The sequence below is a fragment of the Tunturiibacter gelidiferens genome (genome assembly GCF_051013345.1).
In the GTDB taxonomy this organism is placed as follows: Bacteria; Acidobacteriota; Terriglobia; order Terriglobales; family Acidobacteriaceae; genus Edaphobacter; species Edaphobacter gelidiferens_A.
Map to the genome: position 1 here is coordinate 5,950,471 of NZ_CP132939.1, position 23,931 is coordinate 5,974,401.

General features: G+C 59.1%; 27 protein-coding genes, 4 tRNA genes and 2 pseudogenes. 14 read left to right on the top strand and 19 right to left on the bottom strand.

The annotated features are described in order from the left end of the window. Positions 1 to 76 precede the first annotated feature (76 nt). From nusG to RBB80_RS30090, 12 genes are all read right to left on the bottom strand, one after another. Positions 77 to 715: a transcription termination/antitermination protein NusG gene (nusG, locus tag RBB80_RS30035; protein WP_433965802.1), complete on the bottom strand. Its 639-nt coding sequence runs from the start codon at positions 713 to 715 to the stop codon at positions 77 to 79. Positions 716 to 757: 42 nt separating this feature from the next. Further along, positions 758 to 1,018, bottom strand: coding sequence for a preprotein translocase subunit SecE (gene secE, locus RBB80_RS30040; protein WP_433965803.1), 261 nt, complete (start codon positions 1,016 to 1,018; stop codon positions 758 to 760). Between the two features lie 188 nt (positions 1,019 to 1,206). Then, positions 1,207 to 1,356, bottom strand: a complete 150-nt coding sequence (rpmG, locus tag RBB80_RS30045) for a 50S ribosomal protein L33 (protein ID WP_013579310.1) — start codon at positions 1,354 to 1,356, stop codon at positions 1,207 to 1,209. Positions 1,357 to 1,636: 280 nt separating this feature from the next. Then, the gene (gene tuf, locus RBB80_RS30050) at positions 1,637 to 2,824 is read right to left on the bottom strand and encodes an elongation factor Tu (RefSeq protein WP_433965804.1); all 1,188 of its coding nucleotides are present in this window, start codon (positions 2,822 to 2,824) and stop codon (positions 1,637 to 1,639) included. Between the two features lie 33 nt (positions 2,825 to 2,857). Continuing rightward, a complete protein-coding gene (locus RBB80_RS30055; protein WP_433965805.1) occupies positions 2,858 to 3,412 on the bottom strand; it encodes a hypothetical protein in 555 nt (184 codons plus the stop codon). Beyond that, complete coding sequence (locus RBB80_RS30060) at positions 3,412 to 3,780, bottom strand: hypothetical protein (RefSeq protein WP_433965806.1); 369 nt, start codon at positions 3,778 to 3,780, stop codon at positions 3,412 to 3,414. The genes RBB80_RS30055 and RBB80_RS30060 overlap by 1 nt, the downstream gene beginning before the upstream one ends. A 6-nt stretch (positions 3,781 to 3,786) precedes the next feature. Next, a complete protein-coding gene (locus RBB80_RS30065) occupies positions 3,787 to 4,104 on the bottom strand; it encodes a hypothetical protein (RefSeq protein ID WP_433965807.1) in 318 nt (105 codons plus the stop codon). 47 nt (positions 4,105 to 4,151) lie between these two features. Beyond that, a tRNA-Gly gene (locus RBB80_RS30070) sits at positions 4,152 to 4,226 on the bottom strand. A gap of 71 nt (positions 4,227 to 4,297) precedes the next feature. After that, positions 4,298 to 4,372 (bottom strand) — tRNA-Thr (locus tag RBB80_RS30075). 22 nt (positions 4,373 to 4,394) lie between these two features. Then, the gene (locus RBB80_RS30080) at positions 4,395 to 4,577 is read right to left on the bottom strand and encodes a hypothetical protein (protein WP_183792551.1); all 183 of its coding nucleotides are present in this window, start codon (positions 4,575 to 4,577) and stop codon (positions 4,395 to 4,397) included. A gap of 34 nt (positions 4,578 to 4,611) precedes the next feature. Beyond that, positions 4,612 to 4,698 (bottom strand) — tRNA-Tyr (locus tag RBB80_RS30085). Between the two features lie 178 nt (positions 4,699 to 4,876). Continuing rightward, positions 4,877 to 4,952: transfer RNA gene (locus tag RBB80_RS30090), tRNA-Thr, on the bottom strand. Positions 4,953 to 5,317: 365 nt separating this feature from the next. Here RBB80_RS30090 and RBB80_RS30095 point away from each other — a divergent pair. From RBB80_RS30095 to RBB80_RS30110, 4 genes are all read left to right on the top strand, one after another. Next, complete coding sequence (locus RBB80_RS30095) at positions 5,318 to 6,016, top strand: hypothetical protein (RefSeq protein WP_433965808.1); 699 nt, start codon at positions 5,318 to 5,320, stop codon at positions 6,014 to 6,016. A gap of 158 nt (positions 6,017 to 6,174) precedes the next feature. Next, positions 6,175 to 7,176, top strand: coding sequence for a hypothetical protein (locus RBB80_RS30100; RefSeq protein ID WP_433965809.1), 1,002 nt, complete (start codon positions 6,175 to 6,177; stop codon positions 7,174 to 7,176). Next, positions 7,173 to 7,850 (top strand): histidine phosphatase family protein, encoded by a 678-nt coding sequence (locus RBB80_RS30105; RefSeq protein ID WP_433965810.1) that lies wholly within the window; start codon positions 7,173 to 7,175, stop codon positions 7,848 to 7,850. Before RBB80_RS30100 ends, RBB80_RS30105 begins: the two co-directional genes overlap by 4 nt. Beyond that, positions 7,843 to 9,162, top strand: coding sequence for a PQQ-dependent sugar dehydrogenase (locus tag RBB80_RS30110; RefSeq protein ID WP_433965811.1), 1,320 nt, complete (start codon positions 7,843 to 7,845; stop codon positions 9,160 to 9,162). Before RBB80_RS30105 ends, RBB80_RS30110 begins: the two co-directional genes overlap by 8 nt. Before the next feature lie 86 nt (positions 9,163 to 9,248). Here the strand turns inward: RBB80_RS30110 and RBB80_RS30115 are convergent, their stop codons facing one another. The 3 genes from RBB80_RS30115 to RBB80_RS30125 form a co-directional block, all read right to left on the bottom strand. Beyond that, positions 9,249 to 9,794 (bottom strand): HD-GYP domain-containing protein, encoded by a 546-nt coding sequence (locus tag RBB80_RS30115; protein ID WP_433965812.1) that lies wholly within the window; start codon positions 9,792 to 9,794, stop codon positions 9,249 to 9,251. Then, positions 9,686 to 10,747, bottom strand: a complete 1,062-nt coding sequence (locus RBB80_RS30120) for an HD-GYP domain-containing protein (protein ID WP_433965813.1) — start codon at positions 10,745 to 10,747, stop codon at positions 9,686 to 9,688. Before RBB80_RS30120 ends, RBB80_RS30115 begins: the two co-directional genes overlap by 109 nt. A 277-nt stretch (positions 10,748 to 11,024) precedes the next feature. After that, positions 11,025 to 12,059 (bottom strand): M23 family metallopeptidase, encoded by a 1,035-nt coding sequence (locus RBB80_RS30125; RefSeq protein WP_433965814.1) that lies wholly within the window; start codon positions 12,057 to 12,059, stop codon positions 11,025 to 11,027. A 283-nt stretch (positions 12,060 to 12,342) separates the two neighbouring features. On the opposite strand from RBB80_RS30125, the gene thiL reads away from it, so the two are divergent. The 3 genes from thiL to RBB80_RS30140 are packed head-to-tail and all read left to right on the top strand — an operon-like array spanning position 12,343 to position 15,167. Next, on the top strand, positions 12,343 to 13,371 hold the full coding sequence (gene thiL / locus RBB80_RS30130) for a thiamine-phosphate kinase (RefSeq protein WP_433969967.1): 1,029 nt from the start codon (positions 12,343 to 12,345) through the stop codon (positions 13,369 to 13,371). A gap of 45 nt (positions 13,372 to 13,416) precedes the next feature. After that, positions 13,417 to 14,553, top strand: a complete 1,137-nt coding sequence (locus tag RBB80_RS30135; protein ID WP_433965815.1) for a cystathionine gamma-lyase — start codon at positions 13,417 to 13,419, stop codon at positions 14,551 to 14,553. Then, positions 14,553 to 15,167: a hypothetical protein gene (locus RBB80_RS30140; RefSeq protein ID WP_433965816.1), complete on the top strand. Its 615-nt coding sequence runs from the start codon at positions 14,553 to 14,555 to the stop codon at positions 15,165 to 15,167. Before RBB80_RS30135 ends, RBB80_RS30140 begins: the two co-directional genes overlap by 1 nt. Here RBB80_RS30140 and rsmD read toward each other — a convergent pair. After that, positions 15,109 to 15,708, bottom strand: a complete 600-nt coding sequence (rsmD, locus tag RBB80_RS30145) for a 16S rRNA (guanine(966)-N(2))-methyltransferase RsmD (RefSeq protein WP_433965817.1) — start codon at positions 15,706 to 15,708, stop codon at positions 15,109 to 15,111. The two genes, RBB80_RS30140 and rsmD, sit on opposite strands and share 59 nt — an antisense overlap. 62 nt (positions 15,709 to 15,770) lie before the next feature. Here rsmD and RBB80_RS30150 point away from each other — a divergent pair, with 62 nt between their 5' ends. From RBB80_RS30150 to moeB, 6 genes and pseudogenes are all read left to right on the top strand, one after another. Further along, positions 15,771 to 16,877, top strand: coding sequence for a CBS domain-containing protein (locus tag RBB80_RS30150; protein ID WP_433965818.1), 1,107 nt, complete (start codon positions 15,771 to 15,773; stop codon positions 16,875 to 16,877). Further along, a pseudogene (rsmI, locus tag RBB80_RS30155) lies at positions 16,877 to 17,760 on the top strand (16S rRNA (cytidine(1402)-2'-O)-methyltransferase). The gene RBB80_RS30150 and the pseudogene rsmI overlap by 1 nt, the downstream one beginning before the upstream one ends. 549 nt (positions 17,761 to 18,309) lie before the next feature. Further along, a pseudogene (locus RBB80_RS30160) lies at positions 18,310 to 19,244 on the top strand (PLP-dependent cysteine synthase family protein). Positions 19,245 to 19,248: 4 nt separating this feature from the next. Next, positions 19,249 to 19,752 carry a Mov34/MPN/PAD-1 family protein gene (locus tag RBB80_RS30165; protein ID WP_433965819.1) on the top strand — a complete coding sequence of 168 codons (504 nt, stop codon included), beginning with the start codon at positions 19,249 to 19,251 and terminating at the stop codon, positions 19,750 to 19,752. After that, the gene (locus RBB80_RS30170; protein WP_433965820.1) at positions 19,749 to 20,036 is read left to right on the top strand and encodes a MoaD/ThiS family protein; all 288 of its coding nucleotides are present in this window, start codon (positions 19,749 to 19,751) and stop codon (positions 20,034 to 20,036) included. The genes RBB80_RS30165 and RBB80_RS30170 overlap by 4 nt, the downstream gene beginning before the upstream one ends. A 93-nt stretch (positions 20,037 to 20,129) precedes the next feature. Further along, a complete protein-coding gene (gene moeB, locus RBB80_RS30175; protein WP_433965821.1) occupies positions 20,130 to 21,353 on the top strand; it encodes a molybdopterin-synthase adenylyltransferase MoeB in 1,224 nt (407 codons plus the stop codon). Between the two features lie 47 nt (positions 21,354 to 21,400). Here the strand turns inward: moeB and RBB80_RS30180 are convergent, their stop codons facing one another. From RBB80_RS30180 to RBB80_RS30190, 3 genes are read right to left on the bottom strand one after another with little or no spacing between them, the layout of a single operon-like run. Further along, positions 21,401 to 21,655: an ACT domain-containing protein gene (locus tag RBB80_RS30180; RefSeq protein WP_433969969.1), complete on the bottom strand. Its 255-nt coding sequence runs from the start codon at positions 21,653 to 21,655 to the stop codon at positions 21,401 to 21,403. A 25-nt stretch (positions 21,656 to 21,680) separates the two neighbouring features. Then, complete coding sequence (locus RBB80_RS30185; RefSeq protein WP_433965822.1) at positions 21,681 to 22,658, bottom strand: homoserine dehydrogenase; 978 nt, start codon at positions 22,656 to 22,658, stop codon at positions 21,681 to 21,683. A gap of 47 nt (positions 22,659 to 22,705) precedes the next feature. After that, positions 22,706 to 23,179: a nucleoside deaminase gene (locus tag RBB80_RS30190; RefSeq protein ID WP_433965823.1), complete on the bottom strand. Its 474-nt coding sequence runs from the start codon at positions 23,177 to 23,179 to the stop codon at positions 22,706 to 22,708. Between the two features lie 58 nt (positions 23,180 to 23,237). Here RBB80_RS30190 and RBB80_RS30195 point away from each other — a divergent pair, with 58 nt between their 5' ends. After that, on the top strand, positions 23,238 to 23,903 hold the full coding sequence (locus RBB80_RS30195) for an amidohydrolase family protein (RefSeq protein ID WP_433965824.1): 666 nt from the start codon (positions 23,238 to 23,240) through the stop codon (positions 23,901 to 23,903). The last annotated feature ends 28 nt before the right edge of the window (positions 23,904 to 23,931 follow it).

Here is a 23,931-nt window from a genome sequence, read left to right on the forward strand (position 1 = left end):
TCCTCTTTACTCTTCCAGCGGCGGGCGTTGTTACCTCCGAACGCCTGCTGCTTAATGTTATTTCAAAACTCTCAAACTACTCGTCGACAACCTTGTCGACCTTGGAAAACTCAATCTCGACCGGGGTGGAACGACCAAAGATGCTGACCATGACCTTGAGGGTCTGCTTGTCCTCGTTGATATCGTCGACCGCACCGGTGAAGTTGGCGAAGGGGCCCTCGTTGATGCGAACCTGCTCGCCCTTCTCGTACTTGACCTTCATGGTCGGCTTGTTGCCTGCGGTCTCGGTACGGAAGAGGATGGAGCTGACTTCCTGCTCGGAGAGCGCTACCGGGTTGTCGCCCGTGCCCAAAAATCCGGTGACGCGTGGCGTGTTCTTGATCACGTGCCACAGGTCGTTATCGAGATCCATCTCGACCAGCACGTAGCCAGGAAGGAAGACGCGCTCGATGGTATACTTCTTGCCGTTGCGCAGCTCGGTGACCGGCTCGGTCGGGATCATGATGCGGCCGATGCGGTTCTGCAGACCGAAGGCAGTGATACGGCTCTCGAGGGACTCGCGCACCTTGCGCTCAAAGCCCGAGTAGGCGTGAATGATGTACCACTTGAAGTTCTCATTGACCGGTGGAGCGAGCTGCTCAGAGTGTTCTCCCTGAGGATTCTGCTCTTCCGGATTTTGCTCTTCTGCCGCCATCGTTGTGCCTTTTTCACGCATCGTGTACTTCTCTCTACCGCTCTTTACTCGGAGTCGAATCTTTTAGTGCTGGGTCAGCCGGTGTAGCAGGGCTTCGATCGCCCGGCCGATGATGCTGTCGATCAGCCAGAAGTAGGCGGCGAAGATGAAGACGGTGATGAGGACAACGATCGTAGTCGACTGAACCTCGGCGCGCGAGGGCGAGATCACCTTACGCATCTCGCTGCGAACATCTTTTAGGAACTCGCCGAGACGTGCTGGCTGCGACTTCAACTGCTGCAATCCGGTGCTGGGCTGTTCGGTTACCGCTATTGTCTTGGCCATAATGCTGCCTCAGTCTTCGTGTTGCGTTATGTTGTCTGTTCCCGGACTTGAGGGACCGGGCAAACTGGCGGGGGAGCTCGGATTCGAACCGAGAAGTTCGGTTTTGGAGACCGACAGTTTAACCGTTGAGCTTACTCCCCGTGGTGCGGAGTGAGACTTGTCGCCTCACTCCAGAATCCGGCTGGAGACTACTTCGTTTCCTTGTGGTCCGTATGCTTCCGGCAGGTGTTGCAGAACTTTGAGAACTCGAGACGGCCCGTGGTCGTCTTCTTGTTCTTCGTGGTGGAGTAGTTCCGGTTCTTGCACTCCGGGCACTGAAGAGTAATGATCTCGCGCATTGTTGATTTCTCCTTCTAACGTGGCCAGCCACCTCGGCTGGCAAGCAGCGTAGTGACACGCCGCGACACAGGGCAATGGCCCCTGCAACCAAATCCTGATTGTGAGACGGAAGAAAAGCGGTCAGGCACGCTCGTCCTCTCAAAATTATCTCTTAAAACAGTGTTTCGGGAAAGCCATAGCTCTAAGGTGCCAGAACGATGGTCGCCAAAGTAGAACAATGAAACGGCAAAACCCAGAAAACGAAGGCGGCAGGGAATCATTCCCGCCGCCAACCGTTCTTTACTTGATGATCTCGCTGATGGTGCCGGCTCCGACGGTGCGTCCGCCTTCGCGGATAGCGAAGCGCAGACCCTTCTCCATCGCCACTGGCGTGTGCAGCGTGATCTCCAGCTGGATGTTGTCGCCGGGCATGCACATCTCGGTGCCCGCAGGAAGCTTCGCCGAACCCGTCACGTCCGTCGTGCGGAAGTAGAACTGGGGACGGTAGCCGTTGAAGAACGGAGTGTGACGTCCGCCCTCTTCCTTCGAGAGCACGTAAACCTCGCCCTTGAAGTCGGTGTGGGGCTTGATCGAACCAGGCTTGGCCAACACCATCCCGCGCTCCACATCTTCCTTCGCAATACCGCGCAGCAGAAGCCCCGCGTTATCGCCCGCCAGACCTTCGTCCAGCTGCTTCTTGAACATCTCGACGCCAGTGCAGACCGTCTGACGGGTCTCGCGGAAGCCCACGATCTCGCAGGCCTCGCCGACCTTCACCTTGCCACGCTCGATACGGCCCGTCACCACGGTTCCACGACCAGAGATCGAGAAGATGTCTTCGATCGGCATCAGGAACGGCTGGTCCACCGCACGCTCAGGCTGCGGAATGTACTTGTCCACCGCCTCCATCAGCTCGTCGATCTTGGTCTCCCACTGAGCTTCGCCGTTGAGCGCGCCCAGCGCAGAGCCGCGGATGATCGGAGTGTCGTCGCCAGGGTAGTCGTACTTCGACAACAGCTCGCGAACCTCCATCTCAACCAACTCGATCAGCTCGGCGTCTTCCACTGCATCGCACTTATTCAAAAACACCACGATGAAGGGAACGCCAACCTGACGCGCCAGCAGCACGTGCTCCTTGGTCTGGGGCATCGGGCCGTCGGTCGCTGCAACCACCAGGATCGCGCCGTCCATCTGCGCTGCACCGGTGATCATGTTCTTGATGTAGTCCGCGTGACCCGGGCAGTCGACGTGCGCATAGTGACGGTTCGGGGTCTCATACTCAACGTGCGAGGTCGCAATCGTAATACCGCGCTCGCGCTCCTCTGGTGCGTTGTCGATCGTGTCGAACGAACGGAACGTGTTCTTCGGGTTGTGCTTCGACAACACCTTCGTAATCGCCGCCGTCAGCGTCGTCTTGCCATGATCGATGTGCCCGATCGTCCCGATGTTTACGTGCGGCTTTGACCGGTCAAACTTTTCCTTGCCCATGACTGCTCGTCTCCTGTTCTAACTACAATCTCGTTAGGCCGTCTGCTTCAGCAGGCGGCTGATATTAGCTACTGCACCCGACGCCACTTCCAAATAATTCTCCGTGGTAGGATCCCAAAAACTCCGGCCACCCCGACGCAACGCACTGTCTATTACAAGCTTCGCAACCTGCTTAAGATCCGTCTTCCGCCCTAAGATTCGATCAAACTCCATCTCAGCCAACTTGGTGACGGCCACCGTAACAGGTGTCCGCTCGCTGCCACTTTGCAAGATGATCGGAATAAGAACAGCGGCTCTCAAGCCTCCATCCTGCCCATAGGCCGGAGCGGGATCACCAACGCTTTCGACCAACCATTTCGACCTTACAACAAGCGTATAACTCTTACCACCTAAAGCGGAACTAGAGAGGATTTCCCTCATCAAGTCATTAGCTTCGCCCAATTTTGCCCTATCTGAAAGCACTACCTCTGCAAAAAATTCGTCTCCAAGATCGAGCACTTGGGATGACTCCTCAATAAGGAAAGGCAACAGTCCGGCACGCGCGAACTGATCTTTCATCTCGAGTTGTACCTGCTCCACACTCATCATTACACCGTACTCATTTGCAAAAGCCGCTCGTAGAGTCCCCTAGCACTTTCTATTTCCTGTGGGAACTGAACTTTGAAATTCTCTAGTCCGTCGAACTCACTCTTTACGAAATTCAGGTTGTAGTCTGCTCCCTGCCGGAGTTCAAGGAGCCTTCGAAAGCGTCCACCCAATCCTCTTTCTTGTTTCTCTAAAGCTGACGGAATCTCCCCGTGTGACATATTTCCCACAAGTACGATAGCCACATGGTAAACCGCATAATAAATTCGTGAAAGCGAGTTTCGCATCTCGATTTCGGAGGAGTGTTCCGCCAATTCCAGCAATCGCTCAGCAAGCAGCAGTCTTGCTTTTTGTTTCTCGTCTAGTGCCATTTCTTCTCAGTAATACGCGTACAGCTTGAAAAACTTCTCTCGCAGCTCCGGCGCGATCTGCTCCAGGCTGGCGAGATACAGTTCGCGAATCTGGCCCTGGTCGGAGTTGCCCATCTTGTTGTACTCCGCCTCTGTGGCAGCTCCGAGGTTCCCTTTGCCGAGAACCGACTCGAAGTCGCGAATTCGCAGCTTCGACCGCTCCAGCGACTTCAGGAAGTCCGCGACCCGGCTGGAAGAGAACGAAACCTCAACTGCTGACTTCACCTTGTTGAAGATCTCGGGATCAGAGACGGTAAGTACGGGTTGCTGATACAGACTGCTCAACACACTCTCCTGCGATCTCTCACTGCCTGACCGCGTCTATCAATCTTTGGAGCGGGAGACGGGAATCGGACCCGCGACCAACAGCTTGGAAGGCTGTGACTCTACCACTGAGTTACTCCCGCTACCCTGCAGGGCCGAGCCCTTTTACTTCCTACTACGGGCATCGAAGGACAACTGCCCTGCAATCAATCTCTGGAGCTGACGGAGAGGCTTGAACTCTCGACCTCTCCCTTACCAAGGGAGTGCTCTACCACTGAGCTACGCCAGCCTATAAAACCAACCTACCAATCTTACCGCGAACGCAGCCGTCCGAGTATGACACGGAAGGCAAAAAAACCTAACAGGATCCAAGTCAACTGTTGGTACTTGCCCGGCTCCATCGTCTGCCAGACAGCTACCGCCAGCAATCCCAGCACAACCAGCGCAATAACCATCCTTCCGCTGCCTGCCGGGCTTAGATCCACAACACTCACCAACTCCTGCAACCAAACCGCCCTGCAAAATAAGTGGTGCACAGGGGAGGATTCGAACCTCCGTAACTCGAAGAGTGGCAGATTTACAGTCTGCTGCCATTAACCACTCGGCCACCTGTGCACATCCTGCTTGAACTCCAGCGCGCAGCCCTCATCTCAAGCCTGTCAAGCCCGCACTTCGATTCTAACCGCGAATCGGGCGGGTACTCACCCTTGAAGGAATGACCAGGAGGTTCTGCAAAGCCAGAACGGCAAGCAGTACAACCAAAACCATCTTTCTTTTTCCTGCTGCTTGAAACTGGAGCTGGCGAAGGGACTTGAACCCCCGACCCTCTGATTACAAATCAGATGCTCTACCAGCTGAGCTACGCCAGCCCAAACAGCAATTTGCTCTCTGTAAGCTCAGCCGCCCGACGCGCAGCAGTGCCCGCGCAGAGTGCGCCGCAGACCTAACTTTAGCATAGCGGACACATGGGAGCAATGGGTTGCAGCCCGCGATTTCCTCAGCTTACTGGGCCATCGGAATATGCGTCCAAACATCGCCTCCGTGCTAGGCTATGCGAGCGTTTTCAGTTTCACTCCCGGGACCCAGGTCGGATCAAATTCATGCGCTTTTTGCTTCTACTCTCTCTTCTCTTCAGCACCTTGCCGGTAGTGGCGCAGAGCACAGGCGACGCCCCCAGTTGATTGAAGGCCCCCAGACAACTTCGCAGACAACTGCGTCGCCCAGGTCCGCAATCATGAACAATGATTCGGTGGTGAAGATGGTGAAGGCGGGCCTCGGGGATGACCTGATCCTTCAGACCATCAACACTCAGCCTGGGAAATACATCACCGATGCTGATGCCCTGGTCACGCTCAAGACCGCCGGTCTCTCCGACCGCGTCATCGCCGCGATGATGAACAAAAGCCGACGGCAGATTACCAATGTGGCGGAGACCGAAAAGCCCGTCGTGCTCTCCGACGTCAACGAGATTGGCGTCTATTACAAGGATCGCGCAGGAAAGTGGACCGCGATCGATCCAGAGATCGTTCATATCAAGTCCGGCGGATTCATCAAGTCAACCGTGACCAACGGCATTATCAAGCAGGATCGGAACGGCCGCGTTAATGGCCGTGAATCGGCGCTCGAGCTGAAGCGTCCGATAGAAATTCTGCTCTATACGCCGGAGGGCGTCGCTGCCAGCGAATACACCTTCGTTCGCTTCCGCCTCAACTCCAGCAACCGTGAGTTCCGCATCTTTACTGGCGGCGTCTTCCACTCCAGCGGAGGAGCGGACCGAGACGAGGTCCCCTTCAAGCCGGTGCGAACTGCCCCGCGCACCTACGAATTTACCGTGGAAAACAAGGTCGCGGGCGGCGAGTTCGGCATTCTGCCACCCGGCACGGGCAACGTCACCAACGGCGGAAAGATCTACACCTTCGCAATCGTGGAATAAATTCGCGTCGCGGCCTCGCGACTCTTCTTCAACTCGCGCGAGGACGAGCCATAACCGAAGTCTTTGGCCCAAGATGGGCTATGCTTATTGCTTGAGGCGCTGCAGTTCGTGAATCGTACTGACCATGCTGACACTTTGCCCGAACGGCTATATCCCTGATGCGTAGGCGCACACGCTACTCTTTGTTGCTGATGCTGGCCTTGATGGCTGCGCTGGTTGTCGCGCTGGTGCTGCGAAAGGCCGCTCCGCCGGAGGTCGCGCGACTGCTCCCCGAGTCCGACGCGATCGTCTACGCCAACCTGAAACCGCTGCGGGCTGCCACTCACTTTGATCGTTCGCCGGTAGATCGCACCCCGGAGTATCAGCAGTTTATCGACGCAACCGGCATCATGCCCGAGCGCGATCTCGATTCTGTCGCCTTCGCTCTGCACCGCATGGACGACCCAACGGGTCCCAATGGCCCGGTCGGCTACTCCGAGGTCTTCGAGGGCCGTTTTGATGGTGATCGCCTGGCACGCTACCTCGCCTCGATCGCTACGGCGAAGGAGACCTACGCGGACCACGATATCTTTACCGTCCGCGTCGGCGACGAGAAGGCTACGCGGCCCTTGCGGATTTCGCAGCTCGGCTACGACACCATCGCCGCCTCGAACATGCCTACGGCCGAGCAGATTCACTCCATTCTCGATCGGCATCGCTCCGCGGCCTCGCCGTTTTCAGGCTCGTCGCTCTTATCCGCACGCTATCGGGATGTGCCCGCATTTTCGAGCGCCTGGGCGATCGGCCACATCGGTCTTCCGTTCTCCGAGCGAGGCTCGATCAGCATCTTCGGCTTGCAACTCCCTCTGCCGGAGGACTCTACCTTCGTCGCCAGCCTGCGCTATCTCGGCACGATTCACCTGCGCCTCGAACAGATCGCCCCCACCGATGCAGACGCAGCTCGCGCGACCGAAACTCTTACGTCGCTGCTCACGCTGATGAAGTCCGTTCAACTGGCGCAGGCACAGATCCAGCCTCACCCCACTACCGATGCCGCATTCCGCGAATTGACCGACTCGACGAAGATCGAACAGCGTAAAGATCGTGCCGTTCTAACGGCGAACATTCCGCTTGAACTGGTCAAGCAGCTCGCAGCGCCAAACCCCGATCTCCAGCCATGACTGACCCGCACCCGCCCACCCGGATCCTGCTCATTCGCCACGGCCAGAGCGTTGCGAATGCAGGCGGCATTCCACCAGACCACATCACAAATCCCCTGACGGAACTGGGCCGCGCCCAGGCGAAGGCCTTCGCCGACGGCTTCCCCTGCGCGCCGACACTGTTTCTCCTATCGCCTTATCTCCGTGCTCAGCAGACCTCGGTACCGCTGCGCCAACGCTATCCCGAGGTGCCAATTGAAGAGTGGCCGATCCAGGAGTTCCACTATCTAAACCCTGCACAACACAACGGTACAAGCGAAGAGCAGCAGATGCCGCACATTCTAGGGTTCTGGGAGCGGGACGATCCGTCCTACTCCGACGGACCCGGCGCTGAATCATTCAGCGATTTTGTCAGGCGCGCCCGCAACGTAATCAAACGACTTGCCCAATTGAAATCAGAAGGATGCATCGCCGTCTTCACCCACGGCTTCTTCATGCAGGCCATTCGCATTCTCTTACTCTTCCCCAATGCAACCGATCAGCAGCTGATGTCAAACTTTCGGCGGTTTCATTTCGTCAACTTTATTAAAAACCTCGATGCAGTCGAACTCGAGGTGGTCAACAGTCAACTTCTAATGATCGGGCAGCAGCATCTAACCGCTTTCACGCTCCAAGGAGAAACGTCTCATGCATAGCTCAAGTCCCTCCGTTCTTCGAGTCCTGGCTCTTGCCTCCATGGTGTCGATACTGCCGTCCTCTGCGTTCGCGCAATCTGGCGCAGTCATCACCGGGCAGGCAGCCTTCGCCGACTACACGCAGGAGCACCCCGGGGTCCGCCGCAAGATCACCCTTGCCGACCTGCCGGAGCCAAAGCCCGACGAGTCGGTCGACAATGGGCCCAGCGTCGTTCCGCGGCCTGAGGGTGCATGGCCAGTCGCGCCCACAGGCTTCAAGGTCGAAATGTACGCGCAGGGCTTTACTGAGCCACGCCTGATCCGCACCGCACCGAATGGCGATCTCTTTCTCGCCGATAGCAAGGCGGGCCAGGTGAAGGTGCTGCGCGGCGTCGGAGCCGACGGAAAAGCAACTACCACCGAGGTCTTCGCCACCGGACTCGACCACCCCTTCGGCATCGCCTTCTATCCCCTGGGAGAGCACCCGAAGTGGGTTTACGTCGCTAACACGACGAGCGTCGTCCGCTTCGCCTACAAAGACGGCGATCTGAAGGCGAGCGCTGCGCCTGCGGTCATTGTGCCAGTACTTCCAGGTTACGCGCAGCTCCGCGGCGGCGGCCACTGGACACGCGACGTCGCTTTCTCGCAGGACGGCAAGCGGATGTTCATCTCCGTCGGTTCGGCCTCTAACGCTGACGATCCGGACACGCACCCCAACGAGTTGCACCGCGCCGATGTCCTTGAGTTTTCTCCTGAAGGCAAGTTCGTGAAGATCTTCGCGAGCGGCATTCGCAACTGCGTCGGCGAGGCCATCAACCCGACGACCGGCCAGCTCTGGTGCTCCACCAACGAGCGTGACCGCCTCGGCGACAACCTCGTCCCCGACTACATCACCAGCGTGAAGGAGGACGGCTTTTACGGCTGGCCCTGGTACTACATGGGCGGCCATCAGGACCCGCGTCTGATGGGCACCCACCCGGAGCTGAAGAACAAGGTCATCACGCCCGACGTCCTCCTGCAGTCGCACTTTGCGTCGCTCGAAATGACCTTCTACACCGGCAAGCAGTTCCCCTCGGCGTATGAGGGTGACGGATTTGCAGCCGAACACGGCTCCTGGAATCGCGCCCACCGCTCCGGCTACGAGGTCATCCGCATCCCCATGCACGACGGCCAGGCGACCGGCGAGTATGAGGATTTCCTGACCGGATTCGTCACCTCTGACGGCAAGGTCTGGGGCAGGCCTGTCGGCGTCACCGTGGCGAAGGACGGTTCACTCTTCGTAACGGACGATGGCTCGAATACGGTCTGGCACGTCAGCTACACCGGGAAGTAGGACCGTCTCAACATCTGCCTCAAAATAAAAAGAACGGCCGAGATCTTCGGCCGTTCTTGTTTTGTAGGCATCTCTGAGCTGTTGTGTCAGAGAGCGCTTTCAAAGGCGGCACTTTTGAAGCCCCTGTTTTTGAACGAATAGCCAAGCGGCGAACCAATAATCTGTGGCATCGGCGCCGTGGCGTCATCGCGCCTGCTCGAAACCACCGAGACCAACGCCTCGAAGCAGTCAGCGTCGAGCTGTACAGGAATCAACTTCGACATGATCGACAGAGTCTCATCGAGCTCGATACCAGCCCGATAGGGACGATCTTCCGAGAGCGCCGCGTACACATCCGCAACCGCGACGATGCGAGACTCAATCGATAGATCGGAACCCTTCAGATGATCCGGGTAACCCGAACCATCAAGCTTTTCATGGTGCTCCCCTGCTATAACGGCCATCTCGTGGAAGGGCGCAATCCGCTCCAGGATGCGTCGTGTAATGCGCGGATGCTCGTAGACCGCCTTCCACTCCTCCGGGCTCAACTGGCTCTTCTTGTCGAGGATGGCGTTGGCGACACCGAGTTTGCCGATGTCATGCAGCAACGCGGCCCGGCGAACCAGCTGTGCGCGGTCTGCCGCGAGGCCCATAGCCTGCGCGATGCCGAAGGCGGCGTCCGCAACCCCTGCGAGTGGCGAAAGGTAAAGTGAGACTTGGCGTCAACCACGCCTGCGAAGGCCTCGCAGATCCGGTCGATCTGGTTTGACTCCAATTGGTGCCGCTTGCCGGAGTCCAGGTCGAGAACAGCCTGTCGCGTGTCCTGCTCCGCATCGGCGGGGGAACAATTGTTCCAGAGCTCCCCACGGCGATCGAGCGATCGTGCGATGCGCACCAGCTGCGGATCGAACCAGGTGCCGCTCCGCTCATCAAGGGTGTCGATCGCACTCTTCATCCCGGCTGCCGCAGAGGTAAGATCCAGGTGCTGCGCAATGGCGCAGATGCGGGCCAACAGGGGAATCTGCTCTCCCTTCAGGCTGTCCGGATAGCCGCTCCCGTCCCATCGTTCGTCCACGCTGCGGACGGCCTCGGCAGCGATAGGTCCCATGCCGAGCTCGTTGAGAATGCTGGCTCCCCGGTCGTAACGAGGTCCGATCCTGTCTAAACTATTGTGGTGACGTGTGATTCCGTTCTTGAAGGATCTGGCGGCCCTGACGACCCGACCCGCATCGGGAAGAACCTGGCTCCAGAGGAGCTTCAGGGTCGAGAGACTCGGCTTGTGCGGTTTGCTCCAGTCTTCAAGAGTCAGCGCTGCGCTTGCCGCGTGATCATCTCCGCCGATAATTTGGCTGACCCGGCCGGCGCTGCGGCTGCAGCCGATATCTTTCAACAGGAGTGCAAAGTAGAGGCTGCTGGTCTGGTCGGTCGGAAGGTTCACCTCTTCGGCGATGCGCATGCCCAGCAGGCAGCTGCGGAGCGCATGCCCATGGACCGCGCCCTCGGTCAGGTCGAGCGCGTAGGAGAGCGCCGAAATAATCTCCGACAGGGAGATGGATCCGTCAAAGTCCTGCGTGTTACGTCGAAAAGCAGCCGAGGTCTGCGCCATGTGGGTCTCGTTCTCTCGTAAAGCCAGATTGGAATAGTGTCTTTTCCAGGGCTGACAGACGCGATCTATAGCAGAACTTCAGTGTTCATGGTGAATATATCGGCGGCAAAGATCGGTTGATATTACCCAAATGGTGCACAGGAGGAATCGACCAAAGCGTTCTCCCGTTACGGGAATGGACCTTTGAATGCCGGTTCATCCCACCCTGTTTCAGGACGCAAAAAAACGGCAGAGCCGACCACCCGCATCAGCCCTGCCGTCTGGATTTCCTTTTGTTCTATTGCCCCTTCTGCCCCGTCGCTGACTCCGTGCCCAGATCCGCCAACGTCGTCCGCAGATATTTGTGCGGATTCACCGGGGTATTCCTGATGCGAACCTCGTAGTGCAGGTGTGAGCCTGTGGTGCGGCCGCTGTGACCGACGTAGCCGATCACCTGGCCGCGAACCACCGTCTGCCCCGCGACGCAGGCGAAGCCGGACATGTGTCCATAGACTGTCTCAACCCCATGCCCATGGTCGATCACAACCTCCCGGCCGTAGCCATTGGACATCTCGGCCTGCTTCACGATGCCGTCCCCGGTTGCACGAATGGGTATTCCGTTTGGAGCGCTGATATCGATGCCGGTGTGGAACTCACCTTCTCCGTTACCCAGGACGGGATCTTCGCGCTGACCAAAGCTGCTGGTGATCGGCCCCATGATCGGCCAGAGCGTCGGGACATACGACGCGACTTCCAGGCTGCTGGCTCCCAGCAGATCGGTGGTGACGAATCCAGGACCGTTGAGACTCGAGATCGCCCGGGTCGCCGTTCCGCTCATCGCAGAGCTGCGGAGCGAGTAGAAGGCATCGATAGACCTGTAGTAGGCCTGCTCCGACGTATCTGAAGAATCCGAGCCGCCGGCCACCGGCGTTGTAGCGATCGCTTCAGCCACTCCCGACGACTTGCCGTGATGGCCGCCGCTGACTTTACCCATGGGAGACGCCAGTTTGCTCGCCGTCAGACCGTACAGTACGGATACTTCGCTCGCGAGCGAACCCAGTGAAGCCGCCTGAATGTCTTTTTCATGCGCTGCCTTCTCTAGGTGCGCGTAGTCCTTCTGGAGCGAGTTGTGGTCCTGCCGCAGCTGATTGAATCGGGCGGTCTTGATCAACATCCGGGAGTAGGACCCGGCCAGCCCAGTGATGGTAAACATGCCGATAATCGCAGCAGCCACAAACAGATAAGCGTAGTGCAGAGGAACAGGTACCTTGCTAAGGTTGCCTTCTTCGTCGCGGCTGACGAGCATGATGTAATGGCGTTTTTTCAGCTTCAATCAGAATCCCTGGCCCAGATTTGACCGCGAAGCGAAATCGCGGCTCGGAGAGATTGCAGTCAAATGAATTACGCGATGTAAATCGACTTCAACAATCGCCATTTCCAATTGAACATCTCTCTTGAGCTTCCTCTTAGAGGGTACCAAAGCAGTTACCCGCCGTGCAAACGAGCATAGTCCTGATCTTCATCCCGTAACTACCACAAAAGAGTCACATTGTGCTTACCGTTTATGCTGCCATCAACATGAAAAAACTCCCTCATCCTTCGGAGAGCTAGGCCTGATCGAGCATATCCGCCGCGATTTCGCCACAAACAACAGGGCCGTCAAGCTCGGTATTGGCGACGATTGCGCGATTCTGCGGCCTCCGTCCGGATGTGAAGTCCTTGTGACCACAGACTTTACACTTGAAGACCGCCACTTCCGGCGCGACTCTCATCCGCCGGAATCGGTTGGCCATCGCTGCCTCGCTCGCGGACTGAGCGACCTCGCAGCCATGGGCGCGACCCCACTGGCGGCCTTCCTCTCCCTGGCGCTTCCTTCGACCATGCTTACTGAGGCCGCTGGCCGAGCCTGGACGACACGCTTCTTTGCCGGCCTGCGTTCGCTAGCGGAGTTGCACGACGTACCGCTCGCGGGCGGAGACACCTCGGAGTCGCCGGGCGGTAAACAGGCCCTGATCCTCGCCGACATCGTTTTGATCGGCTCCGCCCCAAGGGGCAAAGCTCTGCAACGCTCTGGAGCCTCCCCGGGAGACGCCCTCTATGTCACCGGCCAACTCGGCGGCGCCGCGGCGGAGTTGACCACTTTGCTGGCGCGAAGAAAACGAATCCTCAACGTAAAGACCAGCGAAGACCATCCCCACATGTTTCCCGAACCGCGTCTGGATGTGGGCGAAGCTCTCCAGAGGCGGGGTCTGGCCACGGCGTGTCTCGATATCAGCGACGGCCTGTCCACTGACCTCGCCCACCTTTGCCGGGCCTCCGGAGTGAACGCGGAGATCGAACAGGAGGCGCTGCCAATCCATCCCCTCGCCGCCAGACTGGGTGCGCGATCCGCCCTGCATGCAGCGCTGCACGGGGGTGAGGACTACGAGTTACTCTTCGCCGCGCCATCAGGCCGAATGCCATCCTCTCTCGCAGGAGTACCACTTACGCGAATCGGAACTCTCAAACCTCGCCGCACCGGGCACCCTCTGATGACTCTGCTGGCACCAGACGGCAGCCGTACGGAGTTGAAACCGGGCGGATGGGAACACTTCTCCAAACCCTCCAGGACAGAAAAGAAGACACCAAAAAAGACACCCCGCTGAGCCTGCTACCATCAATCGGTTCAGTCCGATGAGCACCTTGAAACTATGCGCGACTCCACCAGAATCATTCGTTCCACGCTGAGCGGGACCGTCCCCGGCGAGCCGCTGCACACGGGTCCAGTATTCGCAGCGCCGTATCACACGCCTGGCGACCCATCGGATACTCCCTACACCTACGCACGCTCGCATAATCCAACCTGGACCGCACTCGAAAAGGCTATCGGTCAGATGGAGTCGGGGCAGCTCGCTACAGGCGAAAGCTACCGGGCAAACGCGTTAGTCTTCGCCTCCGGCATGGCCGCATGTGCCGCCGTCTTTGGAGCGGTGTTGCGACCCGGAGATATAGTCGTTCTTCCTTCGAACGCCTACTACACCGCGCGCGTGCTTTTGCAGGAGTACTTCGCTCCCATGGGGATCACGCTGCGCATGTCGCCCACCGCCGGTAACGCGCAGGCCGAGCTGCTCGAAGGCGCACGACTTCTCTGGCTGGAGTCGCCAAGCAATCCCGGCATGGAGATATGCGACGTCGCCCTGTTGAGCGAAGCGGCACATCGCGCAGGTGCTCTGGTCGCGGTAGACAACACCACGCCGACACCCCTGGGACAGCTTCCCCTGGCGCTCGGCGCAGACTTTTCCGTCTCCTCGGACACGAAATCAATGACCGGGCACAGCGATCTCCTGCTCGGTCACGTCGCAGTGCGAGACCCGGAACTGCGTGCAAAGATCGACCAATGGCGCACCCTTACCGGAGCCGCCCTGGGCCCAATGGAGGCCTGGCTCGCGCTTCGTTCCATTGCAACACTGCCCCTGCGCCTCGAGCGCTCCTGCGAGAACGCTCAACGTATCGCCGAATTTCTCACGTCAAGGAAAGAGGTGACAAGCGTCTTCTATCCCGGCTTACCATCGCATCCCGGCCACACGATCGCGAAGAAGCAGATGCGCTACTTCGGCCCGGTGTTGAGCTTCGTCTTGCGAGATAAGGGATCCGCCGACACGTTTCTCTCCAAGTCGATCCTGCTAACGGAAGCGACCAGCTTCGGCGGTGTGACAACGACCGCGGAGCGGCGAGCGAAGTGGGGCGGCGATATAGTCTCCGATGGGTTCATCCGCATGAGCGCCGGCTGCGAAGCTATCGAGGACCTCCTCGAAGATATGGCGCAGGCTTTGGACGCGATTCGATAATGCTTGATCCGTCGACAAATGACACCGGAAAATTTGCTCAGAACTGGACTGCTGAGATCCTGAAGACGCCTCCATTGATCGCGCCCACCCGGCAGTTTATCTATCCACAACGGATTGCAGGCGAAGAAGACACATTGGCTCGGGGCGCGTTGCAGTTGATGGTTCATCCCACCGGCGGAGACACCTTCCTAGCAACCTGCGCCCTGGGCTTTACAAACTCCACGATGCCGACTGGTGTCTTCGCCTGTCCCAACCTGCAGCAGATGTGCGCGGTCGCCGGCGGCTACGCCTATATCGTCGATACCATTCAACCTGAGCGTTGCACTCACATCGAAATGAAGCCGGTAGTCGAGGTGCGCCCCATCGTTGCGCAGGGACTCCTCTTATTTGTTGGCTTTCACTCGATGATCGCCTGGAGCGCAAGCGGGATAGCGTGGGAGACGGCGCGGCTTAGCTGGGAAGGCGTGCGTGTCACCGGCGTTGAAGGCAACACGCTGCACGGCATGGGCTGGAACCTGCTGACCGATCGCGAGGTTGCCTTCCAGGTAGATCTTCTTACTGGTCACCATCAGGGTGGAGGGTTCGCTCAGCCGTCGCAGCCACAAAAAAGCTGAGTGCAGCATCGCCCTGCTTCAAGAGCCGAGTGTGTTCGAGCACGCCATAGCGCGAAGCAAGCTTCGACTTACTCCCATGTTCGGCGATGACCAGGGCATTCGCGCTGAGGATCGCACGACCACGTACGCTTCCGAAAAAATTGAGCGTGCCCGAGTATTCGTCCTCAGCCTCGTACGGTGGGTCAAGATAGACGATATCCACCGGCTGTGGCAGTTTGCCGAGCCGCTGCAGCATCGCTCCCACACCACGATCCTCCAAGGTGAATCCGCGACCGATCTTCAACGAGGCAAGATTCTGCCGCAGCGAAGTCAGGGCCGGTTCGGCGTTCTCAGCAAACCATACGTACGCGGCGCCGCGACTTATCGCTTCGATTCCAACCGCGCCGGTACCGGCGTAGAGATCGACGAACCGGCAGCCGCCCAGCCGAGGCGCGAGGATGTTGAAGAGTGTCTCGCGCAGACGGTCGCTGGTCGGACGCGTCTTCAAACCGGGTGGAGCTAAGAGCTGACGGGAGCGGTAAGTACCTGCAATGACGCGCATCTTTTCCTATGGTAAGCCGCAGGCGCGCGAATTGGTAAACCGCAGCGCATACAATGGAGGATATGCGTGGGTGGTCTTTTCCGATCGGCAGATTTCTCGGCGTGGATGTCCGCATCCACACCTTCTTCCTCCTCATTCTTGGGTTGTCAATCAGCTATGCCTCGATGACGGGAGCAACCGGGGGCCGAGGATTTGCACTCTGGTTGCTCCTCCTTCTCGCAGTCGTCGTTCGCGAGGTAGCTCGCGCCATCGGCGCCGCGTGGTTCGGGCTTGAACTCCGCAGTGTGCTTCTTCTCCCCGTAGGCGGCCTGATGAGTTATGCAAGCAGCGAGGCGACCGAAAAAGCTACAACGCCGGAGATGCAGAAGCGCATGGCCGTCATCGGGCCGAGCGCAAACATCGGATTCGGCCTGCTGCTGGCCGCGATGACATTAACCATCGCGCCCGAGGTCAATCTCCTCGAACGCCCCTGGATGTCGCCTGCGCATCTGCTGAGGGCGGCGGTATGGATGAACATCCTGCTGGGTGTCGTGAACCTGCTGCCAGCATCGCCGCTTGACGGTGGCCGTGTCTTTCGCGGCGAGTTCGCCAAGACTAAAGGCGTCATGAAGAGTTCTCGAGCCGCCGCCGGACTGGGGCAGTTCATTGCCATTGCGCTCATAGTCGCCGGCCTTCTTGTCCCGAACATGTGGCTGGTGATGATCGGAGCCTTCCTCATGATCGGCGCCCACATGGAAGATCAGGGCCTTCTGCTGCAAACCGATGTGGACGCGGTGCGGATGCGCGACGTCATGCTGACGCAGTTCAGCATGCTTTCAGCCTCGGATACCCTCGAAGACGCACTGCAACGCTCGGTCCACACCCTGCAGGATGTCTTTCCCGTAGTGCGCGGAGCAAACCTGGTCGGTGCGGTATCTCGGCAAAGCATCGTCGATGCCCTGCAAAGTGACGGCAACGGCTACGTACAAGGCGTGATGACGCGCTCCTTCCAAACCGCCCAGCCCGACGATTCGCTCGTCAAGACTCTCCGTCGTATCATGGCCGGCCAGGGCGCGCAGATGGTTCCGGTCCTCGAAGGCGACCGTATCGTCGGCATCATTACACCTCAGAATCTCGCCCTGTCGATGGGAATGCTGAACCAGCGCCGTAAGCTGCGCCAACCGGAATAATGGCCGCACTCCACGACAATGACGACCGGCCGCTGGCGCCGGGGCTTTATCTCGTAGCCACACCCATCGGCAACCTCGAAGACATCACGCTGCGTGCACTGCGAGTACTGCGCCAGGCAGACCGCATCGCCTGCGAAGACACGCGTCAGACGCAAAGCTCCTCAATCACTTCGAGATCCGCACCCCGACCGTCAGCTATCACATGCACAACGAGGGGTCGCGAACCGAAGAGCTCATAGCCGAACTAAAAAACGGTGCACGCATCGCAGTCGTCAGCGACGCCGGAACTCCCGGCATCGCCGACCCCGGAGGACAGGTCGTCGCCGCCGCCCTCGCCGCCGGGATTGATGTCTTCCCCATCCCCGGCGCCAACGCCGCAATCAGCGCGCTGATCGCGAGCGGCCTAGCTACCGAGCGATTCACCTTCCACGGCTTCCTCCCCGCCAAGGCAGGCCAGCGGAAGACCGCTCTCGAAGACCTGGTACGAGGCGATGTAACCCACGTCTTCTACGAAGCCCCGCACCGTATCCTCGACACGTTAGCCGACATCGACGCCGTCTTCGGCTCCGAGCAGAACATCGTCATCGCGCGCGAACTGACAAAGCTGCATGAAGAGTTTTTGCGTGGCGCGGTCGCCGATCTGCGGTCCCAGCTAATCGCGCGCGCAAGTGTCCGTGGAGAGATCGTGCTGCTGCTCGCGCCCGCCGCACTCGAGGGCACCTCCGCAGACAAGAAAAGCACTCTCGCCGCCGAGGTCGCCGCCATGATGAAGGCAGACGGAATCAACGAGATGGACGCACTGAAGCGAGTCGCTCGCGAACGCGGCATCGGCAAAAGCGAAGCCTATCGCGAGCTGCAGCGCGAGCAGAACCGGCGACGCTAAGCCTCGTCCGCCCCGCCGTTCCCCACCCAAACCTAATCCCGCCCCTTGACCCGATCGTAGTGATAAACGTTGCTGGTAGTTCCCAGGGCCTGGTTATAAAGGCTGGTCGCGCCAATCGCCTCGTTCAACTCTGCGGTGAACTCATGGATCGCCCGCAGATGATCCGCCGACGCTGGAATCTCCAGCTTGCTCGTCTTGATGAACTTCTGGTATCCCCGGTCGAGCAGGCGCGCGATCTCGCCATTCAGCAGCCAGCCCGGACGGGCAAGGATCTCAACCGTTCCATCCGGCGCCGCGGCAATCTCAGCCGCACAGCCGTATTTCCTTACCTGAACAGCATTTGGCGTTCGCTTTGCACCCTCCTGAGCCGGGGCAACATCGAATCTCTGCCCCCAAGGAGGCCAAGAACGTCATTGAAGCTTCGTTGTGGGATCTTTTTCGCCATAAGTGCAGTACGTTAGACTCGATTAACTGTCGCACATCCGCGGAAGTCCTTCAATCATCGCGGCGCAGAACGATTCAAATGAATCAAAAGAAGATGGAAACTGCATGATTACCACCGTCAAATCGTTTGGAACAACCATCCTCGAGCGCGTCGGCCACACTCCCCTGGTGAGGCTCGACCGCCTCAGCGCCCATCTGCCCGGAATCCAAATCTTAGGCAAAGCCGAATGGGCGAACCCCGGCGGCTCCGTTAAAGATCGTGCGGCCTCCGCCATCGTCACCGACGCGCAGCGGAGAGGTCTCCTCAACGACGGTCGCGGCCTGCTCGATGCAACCAGCGGCAACACCGGCATCGCCTACGCCATGCTCGGCGCTGCATTGGGCTTCCGCGTCACCCTCTGCATGCCGTCCAACGTCTCGCCAGAGCGCAAACGTTATCTCGCGGCCTACGGAGCAGAGGTCTTCTGGACCGATCCCGCCAACGGCTCCGACGGCGCAATTCGCAAAGCCAGAGAGCTGGCCGCAGCCGAGCCCGACAAGTACTACTACGCCGACCAGTACTCCAACGACGAGAACTGGAAGGCGCACTACCGCACCACCGCAAACGAGATCTGGGAGCAGACCGAAGGCCAGGTAACCCACTTCGTCGCGGGTCTCGGAACCAGCGGCACCTTCATGGGAACAACCCGCCGCCTCAAGGAGCTGAACCCGTCGATCCGATGCATCTCCATGCAGCCGGACTCGCCCTTCAACGGCCTCGAAGGCCTCAAGCACATGGCAACCGCAATCGTTCCGCGCATCTACGACCCTCACTCGCTGACGCGAACATCGACATGCCTACTGAAACCGCGTACGACATGGTAAAAAATCTAGCCCGCAGTCAGGGCCTGCTCGTCGGAATCTCCGCTGCCGCAGCCGTCGCAGCATCGCTTAAAGTTGGCGAGCAGGAGGCCAACGCCGGCCGCGAGGCTGTCATCGTTACCATCCTGTGCGACTCCGCAGAAAAATACATGAGCGAACGCTTCTGGCAGGAGGGCTAACCAGATGCTTCGCATCCACTACGCTGACTATGAAGCCCTACGCGCGCACGGCGAAGAGACCTACCCGAACGAGTGCTGCGGTGTGCTGCTCGGCAAGAACATCGCCGGTGAGGGCAATGACCCTGCGGCGGTCAATCACGTCCAGCAAATCGTCCGCGCCGGCAACACCCGCACCGACTCCGCTCACAACCGCTACCACATCGCCCCGCAGGAACTCGTCAAGATTCAGCGGCAGGCGCGCGGCCTCGGCCTGGACATCGTCGGCTTCTACCACTCGCATCCCGACCACCCTGCACAATGGTCGAAGACCGACTTCGCCGAAGCCCACTGGCTCGGTTGCTCTTACATCATCACCAGCGTCCAACAAGGCAAAGCTTCGCTGACAAACTCTTTCCTGCTGAGCGGGACGATGGAAGAGGACAAAACCTTCGAGGACGAACCAATCCAGATCGACATCGCCCCCAACGTCGCCGAAGCAGCGGCGCAAACCCAGAAAGGTCCGGCATGAACATTCACATTCCCACCCCGCTGCGCGCCTATACAGGCGGACTCGAGACCGTCAGCGTCGCGGGAACAACCGTCAGCAGCGTGTTTCAGCAGCTCACCGTCCAATACCCCGAACTGAAGCCGCACCTGTTTACCCCGGAAGGCAAGCTGCGCTCGTTCGTCAACGTCTATTTGAACGATGACGACATCCGCTACCTCCCGAACAAGGAGGAGACCGCGGCCAAAGCTACTGACGAGCTCACCATCATTCCGTCCATCGCCGGCGGAACGAACTGTCGACTCTAAAATTTTCCTATTTGTAACCGTCTGAGGAAGCTTTGAACGCGGTTTCACGAGATGAAGATTTTGACGCCTCCATGCGAGGCAGAGGAAAAGACAATGCCAGCAGCTATAGAAGAGACAGTAGAACTCCCAAAGCTCTCCAACGATGAGATCGCTCGTTACTCCCGGCACCTCATACTCCCCGAGGTCGGAATGGAGGGCCAGCAGAAGCTCAAAGCCGCGAAGGTGCTCTGCGTCGGCACCGGCGGTCTTGGCGCGCCCCTAGCGCTTTATCTTGCTGCCGCAGGTGTAGGCACCATCGGCCTCGTCGATTTCGACACCGTCGACGCCAGCAACCTGCAGCGCCAGATCATTCACTCCACCGCGACCGTCGGCAAGCTCAAGGTCGACTCCGCCGAGATCATGCTCAAGGGGCTCAACCCCACCGTCAACGTGATCAAACACAACACCATGCTCACCAGCGCCAACGCGCTCGAGATCTTGAAAGACTACGACGTCATCGCCGATGGCACCGACAACTTCCAGACCCGCTACCTCGTCAACGACGCTTGCGTTCTGCTCGGTAAGCCCAATGCCTACGGCTCCATCTTCCGCTTCGAGGGTCAGGCCAGCGTGTTTGGCACCAAGGAAGGCCCATGCTACCGCTGCCTTTACCCCGAGCCGCCACCGCCTGGCCTCGTTCCCTCCTGCGCAGAAGGCGGCGTGCTCGGCATTCTCCCTGGCCTCGTGGGAGTTATTCAGGCGACCGAGACCATCAAGCTGATCCTTGGCATCGGCGAGCCGCTCATCGGCCGTCTGCTCCTGGTCGACGCTCTCGGCATGAGCTTCCGCACCCTGAAGCTGCGCAAAAATCCCGGGTGCCCGGTCTGCGGTCCCAACCCGACAGTCACTGAACTTATCGACTACGACCAGTTCTGCGGCATCACCCCGCCGAGCGACGTCGGCCCACTCGAAGTCGCGCGCGACAAAGCTGTCAGCGATCTTCCCGTGGTCGATGGCATCCCTCAAATATCTGTCCAGGAGTTGAAGCGCAAGCTCGATGCGAAGGAAGACGTCTTCGTCCTCGACGTTCGCGAACCGCACGAATACAAGATCGTAAATCTCGGCGCGCCACTCATCCCCGTCGGCGAGATCGCGCTTCGCACCGCCGAACTGGCCGACAAGAAAGATCGCGAGATCGTCGTCCACTGCAAGTCCGGCGCACGCAGCCAGAGAGCGGCCCTTGCCCTCAAGCAAGCCGGCTTCACTAACGTGTCGAATCTAACCGGCGGCATCCTCGCCTGGGCCGAGAAGATCGATCCCTCCCTGCCAAAGTACTAAACCAACCAGCAACGACAGAAGCGGCGCACACCTCATGCGCCGCTTCTTTATTCCGCCTTGTCTTCCACCTCAAGCATCTGCAAACACAAAGGCTTCTCGAGCATGCAATCCATGCGAGCCACCGAAGCCAACGCCCGCTCAATCGTCGAGCTCAGGCAAGGCTCAGTCGTCACTACAAAGGGCAGCCGATGCTTCGGATATCCCCTCCGCTGCAGCAGCGAATCGATATTAGCGCCCACCTTCGAAAGCGCCCCTGAAATCGCTGAGACAATCCCCGGCTTGTCGTCGACAACAAATCGCAGATAGTGCGGCGCAAAAAATCTCCTGTCACCTCGCGCTTGCGCACCGGCAGCTGAACCGTCTTACAATCCTGCGCAACGGCCAGCAGATCCGACACAACCGCAACCGCCGTCGGCTCGCCACCCGCGCCGTGTCCCGAAAAACAACATCTCCGCCAAACCTTCCACTCACCACCACCATATTCTGAGTGCCGTGCGACCAGGCCATCGGCGAGACCAGCGGGACCAGCATCGGCGCCACCCGCGCATGCACAAGCCTTCCATCAAGCTCCGCGCGCGAAACCTGTCGAATGGTGCAGTTCAACTCCTTCGCGTAAGAAAAATCGATTGCCTCAATCGCCGAGATGGTCTGTATTGCAACCGCATCCGGGTCTAACTCAGCATGCATCGCGATGCGCGACAGGATACAGAGCTTCGCCCGCGCATCGTAACCGTCAACATCGGCAGACGGATCAGACTCCGCATAGCCGAGCTGCTGCGCATCCTCCAGAACGGTCGCGTAGTCGGCCCCTGCTTCCATCCGGCTTAGAATGTAGTTGCAAGTGCCGTTCACGATGCCGCTGAGCCTCGTTACCTGGTCACTGCACAACCCCTGCAGCATCCCGGGAATCACCGGCACGCCTCCTGCAACGGCAGCTCCATGCAGCAAATGAACGTCATGCTGCGCGGCAAGCTTCGCCAGACCTGTGCCTCGATACGCGATGAGCTGCTTATTCGCCGTCACCACCGACTTGCCTGCGACCAGAGCCTTGCGCAACCAACCCTCCACCGGGTTCAGGCCACCCATCAACTCAACAACAACATCAACATCCGACCGCAGAATCACATCGATGCTATCGGTCCACACCACCGAAGCCGGCACCAACTTTGCGGCTTCAGAACTACGCTTCCGATCCACATTGCGATTGAAGATATGTGTCAACTGCACACCGGGAAACCTCGACGCAGCAAGCACCCGCGCCACCGATCCCCCAACCGTGCCAAATCCAAGCAGAGCAACCTTCACAACAGGATCCGCCTTTGTTTTTTGGTTTGTTGTTTTGTCGCCATGTCTCAATAGTCGATTCTGCCGGCGTGCTCGCGCCAGGCCTCAAAGCTCGAAATCGCCTGTTCCGGCAGAAGATTTACCATAGGCATCTTCCGCTGGTCGAGCGGCAGCTTCATCTCCTCGTAGAGAAAAGCATCGTCAAAACCAGCCGCTGCAGCATCGGCGGCGCTACTCCCGTAAAAGATCGCCTCGCAACGCGCCCAGTAGATCGCGGCGAGGCACATTGGGCAAGGCTCGCAGCTGGTATAGATATGGCATCCTGTCAGCTGATAGCTCGCAAGCGCCGTACAAGCGTTGCGGATTGCTACAATCTCGCCGTGCGCCGTTGGATCGTTCGTCGCAGTGACAAGATTCGCGCCCGTAGCGACGATCTCATCATCGCGAACAATCACCGCGCCAAACGGTCCTCCGCGGCCCGACGTGACGTTCTCCGTCGCCAGCGCGATCGCTCTCTGCATGAAGATTGGGTTGCCCTGCATTCGGCTCGGTATCCTTATGGAACAATCTGTGCGGCGGAAGTAACGGAATAATCAGATTATGGCACATGCCTTTCTCTCCAAACGCATCGTCACCCCGCAGGGCACACAGCCCGGCGCACTCCTCGTAGAGGACGGAACCATACATGCCGTCTGCCGCCAGGCCGAGGTACCCACTGACGCCATCGTTCACGACTGCGGCAACGATGCTCTCCTTCCCGGGCTCGTCGACACACACGTACACATCAACCAGCCGGGACGCACCGAATGGGAGGGCTTCCGCACCGCGACCCGTGCAGCAGCAGCGGGAGGCTACACCACCCTGATCGACATGCCGCTCAATTGTCTCCCCGAGACCACCACCGTAGCCGCGCTCGAACAGAAGCGAGAGGCCGCCAACGGCGAGTGTTTCGTCGATTGGGCCCCCTGGGGTGGAGCAGTCGCCAACAATCAGCAGCACATCCTGCCCCTGGCGCAAGCCGGAGTCCGTGGCTTCAAATGCTTTCTCATCTATCCCGGCTGCGACGGTTTCACCATGATCGACCAACAGCAACTGGAAGCCGCTCTCCCGTCCATCGCGCAGTCCGGCCTCCCCTTCTTGTACACGCCGAGTTGGCTGCCCCGATCGACGCTGCGACCCAATCACTGCGCAACGCGGACTGGCGTCAATACCAAACCTATCTCGCATCCCGCCCCGACCAAGCCGAACTCCAGGCCATCCGTTTGATGATCCGCCTCTGTCGTCAATACAGCTT

Bases quoted from the DNA above. Each gene is read 5' to 3' on its own strand.
- RBB80_RS30170 (WP_433965820.1), top strand. From the start codon at position 19,749: ATGAACATTCACATTCCCACCCCGCTGCGCGCCTATACAGGCGGACTC.
- tuf (WP_433965804.1), bottom strand. From the start codon at position 2,824: ATGGGCAAGGAAAAGTTTGACCGGTCAAAGCCGCACGTAAACATCGGG.
- rsmD (WP_433965817.1), bottom strand. From the start codon at position 15,708: ATGCGCGTCATTGCAGGTACTTACCGCTCCCGTCAGCTCTTAGCTCCA.
- RBB80_RS30100 (WP_433965809.1), top strand. From the start codon at position 6,175: ATGCGTAGGCGCACACGCTACTCTTTGTTGCTGATGCTGGCCTTGATG.
- secE (WP_433965803.1), bottom strand. From the start codon at position 1,018: ATGGCCAAGACAATAGCGGTAACCGAACAGCCCAGCACCGGATTGCAG.
- RBB80_RS30195 (WP_433965824.1), top strand. From the start codon at position 23,238: ATGGCACATGCCTTTCTCTCCAAACGCATCGTCACCCCGCAGGGCACA.
- RBB80_RS30110 (WP_433965811.1), top strand. From the start codon at position 7,843: ATGCATAGCTCAAGTCCCTCCGTTCTTCGAGTCCTGGCTCTTGCCTCC.
- RBB80_RS30120 (WP_433965813.1), bottom strand. From the start codon at position 10,747: ATGGCGCAGACCTCGGCTGCTTTTCGACGTAACACGCAGGACTTTGAC.
- RBB80_RS30165 (WP_433965819.1), top strand. From the start codon at position 19,249: ATGCTTCGCATCCACTACGCTGACTATGAAGCCCTACGCGCGCACGGC.
- nusG (WP_433965802.1), bottom strand. From the start codon at position 715: ATGCGTGAAAAAGGCACAACGATGGCGGCAGAAGAGCAAAATCCGGAA.
- moeB (WP_433965821.1), top strand. From the start codon at position 20,130: ATGCCAGCAGCTATAGAAGAGACAGTAGAACTCCCAAAGCTCTCCAAC.
- RBB80_RS30150 (WP_433965818.1), top strand. From the start codon at position 15,771: ATGCGTGGGTGGTCTTTTCCGATCGGCAGATTTCTCGGCGTGGATGTC.
- RBB80_RS30140 (WP_433965816.1), top strand. From the start codon at position 14,553: ATGCTTGATCCGTCGACAAATGACACCGGAAAATTTGCTCAGAACTGG.
- RBB80_RS30055 (WP_433965805.1), bottom strand. From the start codon at position 3,412: ATGATGAGTGTGGAGCAGGTACAACTCGAGATGAAAGATCAGTTCGCG.
- RBB80_RS30095 (WP_433965808.1), top strand. From the start codon at position 5,318: ATGAACAATGATTCGGTGGTGAAGATGGTGAAGGCGGGCCTCGGGGAT.
- RBB80_RS30190 (WP_433965823.1), bottom strand. From the start codon at position 23,179: ATGCAGGGCAACCCAATCTTCATGCAGAGAGCGATCGCGCTGGCGACG.
- rpmG (WP_013579310.1), bottom strand. From the start codon at position 1,356: ATGCGCGAGATCATTACTCTTCAGTGCCCGGAGTGCAAGAACCGGAAC.
- RBB80_RS30105 (WP_433965810.1), top strand. From the start codon at position 7,173: ATGACTGACCCGCACCCGCCCACCCGGATCCTGCTCATTCGCCACGGC.
- RBB80_RS30060 (WP_433965806.1), bottom strand. From the start codon at position 3,780: ATGGCACTAGACGAGAAACAAAAAGCAAGACTGCTGCTTGCTGAGCGA.
- RBB80_RS30115 (WP_433965812.1), bottom strand. From the start codon at position 9,794: ATGGGCCTCGCGGCAGACCGCGCACAGCTGGTTCGCCGGGCCGCGTTG.
- RBB80_RS30135 (WP_433965815.1), top strand. From the start codon at position 13,417: ATGCGCGACTCCACCAGAATCATTCGTTCCACGCTGAGCGGGACCGTC.